Here is an 8,733-nt window from a genome sequence, read left to right as displayed (position 1 = left end):
ACGCTGCACGCTCGTCTCAATTCCTTGGTTTTGAGACGGTCTCATGCTCGACATTGTGCGATACACCGAGCTGCGGCCGGAAGCTGGCTGCTTCGCGATCACTGCAGAAGGTCGAAGTATTGCGAACGTGCCTTCATGGCGTGAATGAGCAACTCGTTCCCGCTGTCGAAACGCAGGACAACCAGTTCCAGGAGTCGACCGTTCGGATCGAAGCCCAGCCGGAACTCGCGAGCAGGGTTGTCGTCGTCCAGATCAGCGACGTAGACGTGATGCTCTGCCGCGTAAATGCCGTCGTCTTCGCCGATTCCGTGTTTGAGTGCGGATCGATGCGCCTTCACGCGACCTGAGTCCAGGCACGCACAGCTTCTCGAATCGCCTCGGATCGGGAGACATGCTCCTGCTCGGCACGTGCGTTCAACGCCTCCAGCAAGGCCGCGTCCATCCGCACCGGCACCACCGCGCCAGGGCCGGTTCCCACAGTCGGTCGGCCACGTTTGCGCAGTTTCTCGACGTCGTAGCCGACCTCGGCCTCATCGGCCCACTTCTGGATCATCTCGTCCGTAACGGGTGCTCCGTTGACCCTTTCCTCAGCCATGCACATTATTGTAATACGAAAATCTGGTTCATTGCCGAGCGCTGGGTCGACTCGGCCGGAGCCGGTTGCCGAGCCAGCTCTTGCCGGCCTGGTATTGGAACGGTCCGCGCTCCCCGCTACCTGTGTGAAGGCCAGGAGGGCACGTCTCAAAAGTTGATTCCACAACTTTGTGTCGAAAACTCCGTACAGACACAACTTTCGATACGCTCCGTGCCATGGAGCTGGGCTATGCGCGGGTGTCGACGACCAAACAGGACCTCGACCGACAGATCGACGCACTCACCACAGCGGGAGTGGACGAGCAGCGCATCTACGTCGACAAGAAATCCGGGGCCACCACCGACAGACCGGGCCTGACGGCGCTGCTCGAATACGCCCGCGACGGGGACGTCATCGTGGTGCACACCCTCGACAGGTTGGGTCGCACCGTGCGGGACACGCTGAACCTGATCCACGACCTGCGCGAGCGCGGTGTCGGGGTGCGTAACCTCGCCGATCCGATCCGGATCGACTCGTCGGATCCGGGCGATCCGATGGCGCAGTTGGCGGTGGTGTTGTTGGCGTTGTTCGGGCAGATGGAACGCACCTACAGTCTCGAGCGGGCCGCGCACGCTCGGGCGGTGGCCACGGCGAAAGGCCGCCGGATCGGTCGGCCCTCGGTGGTGTCCGAGGCGCAACTGGCCTACGCCGTCCAGCTGCGGGACGGCGGTGCCACGGTCGCCGAGATCGTCGCCAAGACCGGGCTGACCCGCTCGACTCTCTACCGGCACCTGCCTGCGCGGCCGGCCGAGCCGGTCACCGCCGCGCCCACACCATCAGCTCACGCCCCGAAGGTTTCGGCCGAGCCGGATACGGCTGCGGGATCCGAGGACCGGCTCGAGTGCCCGACCTGCGGGTACCGACCGGAAACGCGCCGCGAGATGATTCCGCATCTCGACGATCTCGACACCGTCTGGCTTCACCTCGACCCCGGTGGGCAGGTGGGTGAACGTCGGCATTGTGCGCGCTGTCAGCCCCACGAGCAGGTCGTGGCGGTCAGTTGCACGCGTTGCGGGGTGGGGCCGCTGATCAGCGGCATCGACGCGGGCGGGGAGCTTCCTGCTTTGATTCTGCGGTGGCTCGAGGAGCGGGGCTGGGCCACGGGCACGAATCTGGTGTGCGGCCACCACACCTGACCGATCGTGTCGTTGCTGAGTTCGCCGGTCGAGCGAGCCGGGGGAGGGGTTATTCCTCGACCGCGGTGGCGAGTTCGCTGTCGGTGGGGACCAGTTCGCGGATCGGGTCGGGCAGGGTGTCGTAGGTGTAGTTCGCCACCGCCAGGGGAGCGCCGTGGTCGGCGGCTTGGGCGGCGTACCAGTTGCGGTCGCCGGCGTCGGTCAGCTTTGTCGAGCAGCACGGTGACGTGTCCTCACGGAAGTTGTGCAACGGGTTGTTGCACGATTTCTGGGGCCAGGCCTCGGCGAAGGAGCGCATGTAGAACAGGTTTCGGCCCGCAGGTCGTGGGCGAGTTGGTCGATGACTTCGAGAAACCGGGGGTAGTCGGGCAGCAGCGCGGCAGGATTACTCATCACACCGTTTTCTACCCACGGCGATCGCGGCCGGGCGTGCGACGTCTGCTCGCACGTGCTGGGTAGACGCGCACGTCGCCCCTACGCCGCCCTGGGCGGCTGGCTGCCCGCAGCCAGCCGCATACGAACCGCCATGAGAATGACGCCGAGTGCATTGTCGCCGGGCGTGTCTCGGTGCCGGGGGCAACTGCAGCTTCCCCATGTCTGGTCGTGCCAGATGTTGCCCTCGACTAGCAGTAATCCCCGGGTGGCGGCGAGTTTGGCGGCGAGGTCGGGGTTGTGGCGGAACTTGGCCTCGACGATCGATTCCATCACCGCGTACTTGCGACGGTCCCACTCGGCGACGAGCGGTGCTGCTCGGCCGATTGCTCTCGCTTTGGCAGCATCGTCGGTTGCGGCGATCCGTCCGATCACCTCGTGATCATCGGTTTTCGCTGCGGCGTAGGCGTGTTCACTAGTGGAAAAGACACGGCCGCGGTAGGGGGTGGGTGCGGGCCAGAGGTTCGACAGGAACTCGTGTTCCCCGACGAACGCATCGATCACCGGGATCGGTAGGTGGCCGAGAGTCCACGGTCTACTTGTCACGCTCGCTCCTTCGGGGGGTGTTCGGTTGAGTCAGAGGCGAGATCTGCTGCCAAGTCGAGTAGTTCACCTGTTCGGGTGGCGCTGCGGAGTCGTGCGAGCCACTCATCCAGAACCTCGTCATCGGCTCACTACGGTGAGCATCTCGCACGTTTCGGGTCGCTTCCAACTGGCTCCACACAACTACCAAGGCCCCGTTTGCAAAGACGCGGACACCCCCGGGCGGATGGCGCCCAGGGGTGAGCCTGCGAAAGCTACGAGCTAAAGAAGCTACCGGTGGAAGGCCGCGCAGGACGGGGATTCTGCTGCAGCTTCGGGATGTCAGCCGGGTCGTAAATCAGTTCGTACGCGTACGCGCTTCCCGCTTTCATCGAGCACCTGACATACAACCCCGGATGTGCCTCACGCAGCGCCAGGGCGGCCTTCGCGCAGCTCGGTGAGTCCGGATAGGTGATATAGACCGGTGTGGCGCCAGCGGCCGGGGCGAGGGCGACGGCGGGGCCGGTGACGACGGCGGTTGCGGCGATCGCCGCGGCCACGAAGCCGGTGATCTTGCGAAGAGTCATAGGGGTTGCTGCCCTGTCGTTCGGAGTGGATGGAGAGAGCGATTCGCGGGATGTGGACCCCGCCCGCGTTTCGTAGGGAGATTAGCTAACTACCTAAACGGGACGTACCCGGCCTTCAGATTCGCCGTGCTCGAGCGGTGACGAGAATGCTCCAGCGTCGCCGAAGCGCAACGAATCCGGCGCTCCGATGTTGAGCTACATGCCCCGGACCCCGAAGGGGCACTGATGGCCAGCCCCCGCCGCTCGGCGTAGGTCCCCACCAGGTTGCCGTACGTTTCGCCGGCTTACTCGGCGGCGTCACCGACCTGCGCGACATCACGCTGCGCTGAGCGGGGCGTGGTGATCGTCTTCGGTGGTAACGCGCGGTGGGGGAGTTGCGGTGTAGTGGCAGTGAAGACTGTGGTGGGTGCGGCCCTGTTCGCGACGGCGATCGTGGTGTCGGCGTGTGGCAGCCCGGAGACAACGACGCCGACCGTGGTCACGTCCACGGCGCCGGCATCGACCACCGCCACCTCGACCGCGGTGACGACGCCGCCGTCGAATCCCGTGGTCACATCTTCGCCGGCGCCGGCAAGTAGCCCGCCGGTGGCGGCATCCGCGACGTTCGAATGCGGTGATCTGTCGATCTACCAGTCCGGGACGGCCCTGTATTCCGACGGCAGCACGGGATACGAACCGTCCTGCGACACCTACGTCCCTGCGGTCACCACCGAACCGCCGGCCAAGGTTCTGCGGTACTGCGACTACCCGGGGACCGCTGTCTACACCGACGGGTCGTACTCCACGACCGACCCGGCCTGCGCCGCGATGCGTGCTGAGAACACGAACCCGAATCCGGGAGGGGGTTACCCCTACGATCCGGAGGAAGACCGCAACGGTGACGGCGTGGTGAACGGATACGAGCGCTGCGGGGTCCGATGCGGCGATGCCCCCACCAGCGGCGACATCCAAACTCAGCACGGTTGCGAGCAGGGCTACATCACCGGCGCCGTCTGCGAGCCCTACACCGGCTGACAATGCCGGAGGGGGTGCCGTGGTGCGGTACCGTGCCATGCGTGCACGCATTGCACGCACTGCGTGCTCTCTGGAGCAGGGTGCCTATCCGGAAGTGATGTCGGGGCCTACGCCGCGGTTCTAGATCGTTTGTCCCCCAGCCTATTTAGCACATTCCCGCGTCTGTGGCCGGTCTGCGACGGCAGCGCATCACCTACAACTGAGAATCGAGCAGCGTGCAACGCTTCAACAGGTGCGCAACTCGTTGCACTTGCCGTTGCGTGGAGGACACCGAGATCCGCCTCGTTGCAGTCACCCCGGACGGTTGTTGCACGGGTTGTTCCGCGCCCGGGGTGACCGAGGATGCCGCCGCAGCTACGTTGGGCGCACTCCGTCACCGCCCCGCAGTACGGTCGGAATCGTGCACCTACCTCTCTCCGACGCCGTAGATCGCTTCAAGCGTGAGCCGGGCGCTCCAAGCAACGCCTACGACTGGTACCGGAAATGTGCGACCCGCGACGGAACCTTCTGGCTCGGCTATCACCGCATCGCCGCAGTCAAGCAGGGACGACGGTGGATGGTCGATGAGGCCGATCTGGAGGATGCGTTGATCAAGCACCGTGAGCAACGAGCCCACGTAGACCGGATGACAGCTGACTACGAATCGCGGATCCTCCATCCAGACACCGTGCTAACCATCGGTGGCGGGTACTGGGTGAAAGGCGGCTTCCACTTCCTCTGGAACGATATGGACCGTGCTCGCCTGCGAAGTAATGGCTTCTGGCGCTGCAACACGTGCTGGGACCCCGCTGCGACCGAGCGCAACCGCGAGGAGTGCCACCGCTGCCGGGACTGGAGCTCGTGTGGCAATGACTGCACGCTCAGCCGGATCTACTGCTCCACCTGCGGTGCGTCCGAGACGATGTAGCGTCTGTCGCTCGGCCAGCAGGACGGACCGAGAGAACGTACCCAGGTCGGACTCGCCGCCGCCCGAGCTCGCGGCCGCACCGGGGGCCGGCCTCCGAAGATGACCCCCAATAAGATCCGCCAGGCCAGGAAGATGCGTGACAGCGGCATGAGCCAACTCGAGATCGCCGAGATCCTCGGCGTCGGCCGCACCACGCTCTACCGGCATTTGAAGTAGGCCGGGGAGGCCGGACTTTCGTCCCGGCCATGGCGGTGCTGTCGGTCCGGGTATGGCTTCCGACGAGGAGTTCGAGCTGACGTTGGCGGCGCTGGCCGGGTCGTTGCAGTTCGAGACCGGCGTGGCGAAGGCGAGCGACAACATGGTTGCCCTGATCAGAATCGGAGGGCAGTAGTGGTACCTGGCGTCCAGTGGTACCTGGCGTCCCCGTCGAGTGATCCACTCGTGTCCGTCGAACTGTCCGGTGAAAGGTCCACGTTGGCTCGAGTCGATCGGGTCCGGGCTTCTCGCGGCGGGGTCCGGCTGTTTGGTTGTCAGCCCGCGACCGTCCCCTGATCATACTGGTGCGGGAACGGGGGCGCTGTGTGTGAGGGCGCAAGGCGACCTTCCAGTTCCCGTTTCATCGCGCGCAGCTTCGCCAGACGTTGCGCCGCTTCCGTCCGTAGCTCATGCTCGTGATCTCCAGCACCGCGTGGGTCGCAGTTTGCAGATGGGAGAGCCGGTGGGACGTTCGCAGGATCATCTGACCCCTGCGCAGTTCGATCTCCTGAACTGGATATCGAAGGGGTGCCCGGACGGGGTATATGCAGGCACCTCCCATCGTGTTTCTGCCCGCGGATTGCACAATCGTGGCCTGGCCCACGTCACGGGCAAGAGCAAGACCTGGACTGCGAAGATCACCTCTGACGGCACGCGTGTTCTGACGGAACAAGCCCATCGTGTCGCGGTCGCACGGGAACGCGAACGACGTGCCGAACAGGCCGAAGCTGAGCGGGTCCGAGCACAACAACAGCTGCGGACACGGGCACTCGAAATGTTAGATGCCACCGTTGCAGCCGGCGGGCGACTCGACCTGGGAACCGGCTCCGGCACAGAGGAAGTGGCCCGGATCGCTCACTACCTGGCGCGAGAGCGGCTGCTGCCCGAAGGACAACGACTGGCGCACGAACCGACCCGGATGGACCCTGACCTCGGGGTGACGGTCTATCTCGAACCGGACTTCGCCGCGTTGACCCCGAGGAGGACCTTCCCGATTCCTCGGCAGCTTCGGGATCCGCATCCCGCCGTCGCCGACTTCCGCGACAAGCGCGCCTTCGTCTCCAAAGCTCACATCCCGCGGGCGGCGCGGTTCTTGCAAGCAATCGTGTCCGCGGCGACCGAGATGGGGTGGACGGCTTCCGCGAAGACTCCGAGCTCCTACAACGGCCGCAGCGACGTCCAACCGGATCTGACGCTTCGACTTCCGTCTCAACAGCTTGTCGTCACGATCCGCGAGCTCGATCAACGCGGCCGGGCCGGTTCGGCGTTCATCGACCACACCGACTACTACACCCGCACCTCGCGCACTCTTGCGAACGAGAACTTCCTGTCGTCCGGGCGACTGGAGGTCACCCTCGCCAAGGTGTGGGAACCGAAGCCGATCCTGAGTGTGCGAGACAGCCGCTACGCCACGCTGGAAGACCAGATCGCCGACCTGGTGCACACCCTCGAAGTCGCCGAAGCACAAGCACAGTGGGCACAGCAGGAAGAAGCCCGCAGGGCACAGATCCGGGAAGTTCGGTGGGAGGAAGTCAAGACAGACGCCTTCCGCAAACTGACCTACGCACGTAACGCGGAGCGACTGCGCGACGAGCTGGCACGGCGCGAGACAGCCGCAGCAATGCGCACCTATGCCGACGAAATCGACGCGCACGCCGCGTCATTGGCTATCTCCGAAGGTAAGGAGGTGCAAGAGTGGGCCCGCTGGATTCGTCGGCATGCCGACCGTACCGACCCGCTCAACGGCCCGTTGCAGATCGTCGAGGTGACCAGCTGCAGCCACGAGGAACTTCAGCCGTATATGAACGGTTGGAGCACCTACCGCGCATCACGGCAGTAGTCTCACCGCGCCCAGGGCGGGCCGAGCCGATATGGGGCCGGCGGTTGTAGGCGCCGGGACCGTTGTACTCGGCCAGCCCTGTGGCGGCGATGCCACCCGGCCCGTTCCGGAGACCGGCCACCGGTTCCACGCCGAACGCCAACGATCTGCCAGGTCAGGCCGATCGCTACGCTCCGAAGATCAACTACCCGGCAGAGACGGAGCGGTGCGGTGGAGAACGACTGCAAACAGACGGCGGCCGCGGTGTTCCGCTTCCTCGAACAGCGCGCACCGCAGGGCCGCACCCGCACCCACCGGACCGAGGTCCCCGGTCAACTCGACTTCAGCACCAGCATCTCTCGTGGCTGCATCATCCACCATGATGCCGCACCGACCAGGGACGAGATTCACGCGATCATCCAGCGGCACCACGCCGACAACGACACAGGTAAAGCGATGATGGTGTTCACCACCGCAGGACCGCGCATCGACACTCGCTCGTTTCCCCTGGTGCCGATCTTTCATCTCGCACCTGATGGCACCGTCACACCCTGGAACCGGCGGGCGCGCATTCTCACTCCGCGTACCCCACAGCAGCAGGCACGTCGGCGCGTGATTGCCCGGGTGCTGTTCGGGGTGGTTGCCGTTGCACTCGTCCTGGTGGCGGGGGCGACCGTGATGGGAGCGACCAGCGGGACGATCCGCACGGTGGGTATCGCGGTTCTGGTGGTGTGCGCGCTCGCGGTACTCGGCGTGGTCGGTTCGATCCTCGAAGCCACGGGATGGACCACTCGCCGAAAGTGAACAACCTCGGGTTCGCGGCGTCGGGCGAGGCCGGCGGTGACGAGGAGGATGGCGCCGAGCTGAACTAGGACGGCCGGTACCGACTGCTGGCATTTTTCTGGCAGATGTATGACCGTCGCCGAGCCGGCGGTCATCCGATAACCGGCTCTTCTGTCAACCCTAACTACGGCTTCTTACGGCAGCCGTATCCGATCCGCTGAGGAGCACCTGTGGACCGTACCGAGTCATGGCTGGTCAAGTGTCGGAGCGCAGTTCCGGCACTTGACCAGCGGCCTCCTGATACGACGTGTATCCCTTGGACCGGTCCAGCAGTCGGAGGTCCATCTCGCCTTGGGTGTACCGATCGGTGAAGTAGGTGCCGTGGATCGCTTGGGGGACGAGGCGGGCCGTGTTGAGCGAGCATGATCCCAGGTGGGGGTGGCTGCGGTCCCGGTGCTCGGGGCGGGGATCGTTCTGGTAGAGGAAGCTGAGCCTGTCCACGTCATCTCCGGGGACACGGCCCCAGAAGAACGATTTGCTGTCGCCTCCGCCGGCGGGGCACAGCGATTTCTGTCGGCCTTCTCCGGCATGTCAAGTGACTCCTCTCCAGCTGGGGTTTCGTCCCCCGCGTCCTCTGTGACGGT

General features: G+C 65.1%; 14 protein-coding genes. 7 read left to right on the top strand and 7 right to left on the bottom strand.

Annotated features, from left to right (window positions below; translation table 11 throughout):
• Positions 1-98: 98 nt before the first annotated feature.
• Entirely contained in the window at positions 99-338 is a 240-nt protein-coding gene (locus RZ1_RS28805) for a toxin (protein ID WP_072816298.1), read from the bottom strand.
• Entirely contained in the window at positions 335-595 is a 261-nt protein-coding gene (locus RZ1_RS28800) for a ribbon-helix-helix domain-containing protein (protein WP_072816296.1), read from the bottom strand. The genes RZ1_RS28805 and RZ1_RS28800 overlap by 4 nt, the downstream gene beginning before the upstream one ends.
• Before the next feature lie 215 nt (positions 596-810).
• On the opposite strand from RZ1_RS28800, the gene RZ1_RS28795 reads away from it, so the two are divergent.
• Positions 811-1,770, top strand: a complete 960-nt coding sequence (locus RZ1_RS28795) for a recombinase family protein (RefSeq protein WP_072816294.1) — start codon at positions 811-813, stop codon at positions 1,768-1,770.
• A gap of 49 nt (positions 1,771-1,819) precedes the next feature.
• On the opposite strand, the gene RZ1_RS30890 is transcribed toward RZ1_RS28795, so the two are convergent.
• The 4 genes from RZ1_RS30890 to RZ1_RS28775 form a co-directional block, all read right to left on the bottom strand.
• Positions 1,820-2,068 (bottom strand): hypothetical protein, encoded by a 249-nt coding sequence (locus tag RZ1_RS30890; RefSeq protein WP_072816293.1) that lies wholly within the window; start codon positions 2,066-2,068, stop codon positions 1,820-1,822.
• 176 nt (positions 2,069-2,244) lie between these two features.
• Positions 2,245-2,748, bottom strand: coding sequence for an NADAR family protein (locus tag RZ1_RS28785; protein ID WP_083584007.1), 504 nt, complete (start codon positions 2,746-2,748; stop codon positions 2,245-2,247).
• 251 nt (positions 2,749-2,999) lie between these two features.
• Positions 3,000-3,311 (bottom strand): hypothetical protein, encoded by a 312-nt coding sequence (locus RZ1_RS28780; protein WP_072816290.1) that lies wholly within the window; start codon positions 3,309-3,311, stop codon positions 3,000-3,002.
• Between the two features lie 284 nt (positions 3,312-3,595).
• Positions 3,596-3,865, bottom strand: coding sequence for a hypothetical protein (locus tag RZ1_RS28775; RefSeq protein WP_072816288.1), 270 nt, complete (start codon positions 3,863-3,865; stop codon positions 3,596-3,598).
• A gap of 31 nt (positions 3,866-3,896) precedes the next feature.
• Between RZ1_RS28775 and RZ1_RS28770 the strand changes: the two genes are divergently transcribed.
• From RZ1_RS28770 to RZ1_RS28750, 6 genes are all read left to right on the top strand, one after another.
• The gene (locus RZ1_RS28770; protein ID WP_072816287.1) at positions 3,897-4,325 is read left to right on the top strand and encodes a hypothetical protein; all 429 of its coding nucleotides are present in this window, start codon (positions 3,897-3,899) and stop codon (positions 4,323-4,325) included.
• Between the two features lie 400 nt (positions 4,326-4,725).
• The gene (locus RZ1_RS28765; protein ID WP_139282062.1) at positions 4,726-5,232 is read left to right on the top strand and encodes a hypothetical protein; all 507 of its coding nucleotides are present in this window, start codon (positions 4,726-4,728) and stop codon (positions 5,230-5,232) included.
• Between the two features lie 3 nt (positions 5,233-5,235).
• Complete coding sequence (locus RZ1_RS31725; RefSeq protein WP_280522858.1) at positions 5,236-5,448, top strand: helix-turn-helix domain-containing protein; 213 nt, start codon at positions 5,236-5,238, stop codon at positions 5,446-5,448.
• 52 nt (positions 5,449-5,500) lie between these two features.
• Positions 5,501-5,623, top strand: a complete 123-nt coding sequence (locus RZ1_RS31720) for a hypothetical protein (protein ID WP_280522857.1) — start codon at positions 5,501-5,503, stop codon at positions 5,621-5,623.
• A gap of 132 nt (positions 5,624-5,755) precedes the next feature.
• Positions 5,756-7,327, top strand: coding sequence for a hypothetical protein (locus RZ1_RS28755; RefSeq protein ID WP_244899417.1), 1,572 nt, complete (start codon positions 5,756-5,758; stop codon positions 7,325-7,327).
• A gap of 210 nt (positions 7,328-7,537) precedes the next feature.
• Positions 7,538-8,110 (top strand): hypothetical protein, encoded by a 573-nt coding sequence (locus RZ1_RS28750; protein ID WP_072816281.1) that lies wholly within the window; start codon positions 7,538-7,540, stop codon positions 8,108-8,110.
• Between the two features lie 234 nt (positions 8,111-8,344).
• Here RZ1_RS28750 and RZ1_RS28745 read toward each other — a convergent pair whose 3' ends face one another.
• A complete protein-coding gene (locus tag RZ1_RS28745; RefSeq protein ID WP_072816279.1) occupies positions 8,345-8,590 on the bottom strand; it encodes a hypothetical protein in 246 nt (81 codons plus the stop codon).
• Positions 8,591-8,733: the final 143 nt, after the last annotated feature.

The sequence above is a fragment of the Rhodococcus zopfii NBRC 100606 = JCM 9919 genome, from assembly GCF_001895025.1.
Taxonomy (GTDB): domain Bacteria; phylum Actinomycetota; class Actinomycetes; order Mycobacteriales; family Mycobacteriaceae; genus Rhodococcus; species Rhodococcus zopfii.
This window is presented reverse-complemented; position numbering and strand designations above follow the sequence as displayed.

Bases quoted from the DNA above. Each gene is read 5' to 3' on its own strand.
- RZ1_RS28800 (WP_072816296.1), bottom strand. From the start codon at position 595: ATGGCTGAGGAAAGGGTCAACGGAGCACCCGTTACGGACGAGATGATC.
- RZ1_RS28795 (WP_072816294.1), top strand. From the start codon at position 811: ATGGAGCTGGGCTATGCGCGGGTGTCGACGACCAAACAGGACCTCGAC.
- RZ1_RS30890 (WP_072816293.1), bottom strand. From the start codon at position 2,068: ATGCGCTCCTTCGCCGAGGCCTGGCCCCAGAAATCGTGCAACAACCCG.
- RZ1_RS28780 (WP_072816290.1), bottom strand. From the start codon at position 3,311: ATGACTCTTCGCAAGATCACCGGCTTCGTGGCCGCGGCGATCGCCGCA.
- RZ1_RS31720 (WP_280522857.1), top strand. From the start codon at position 5,501: ATGGCTTCCGACGAGGAGTTCGAGCTGACGTTGGCGGCGCTGGCCGGG.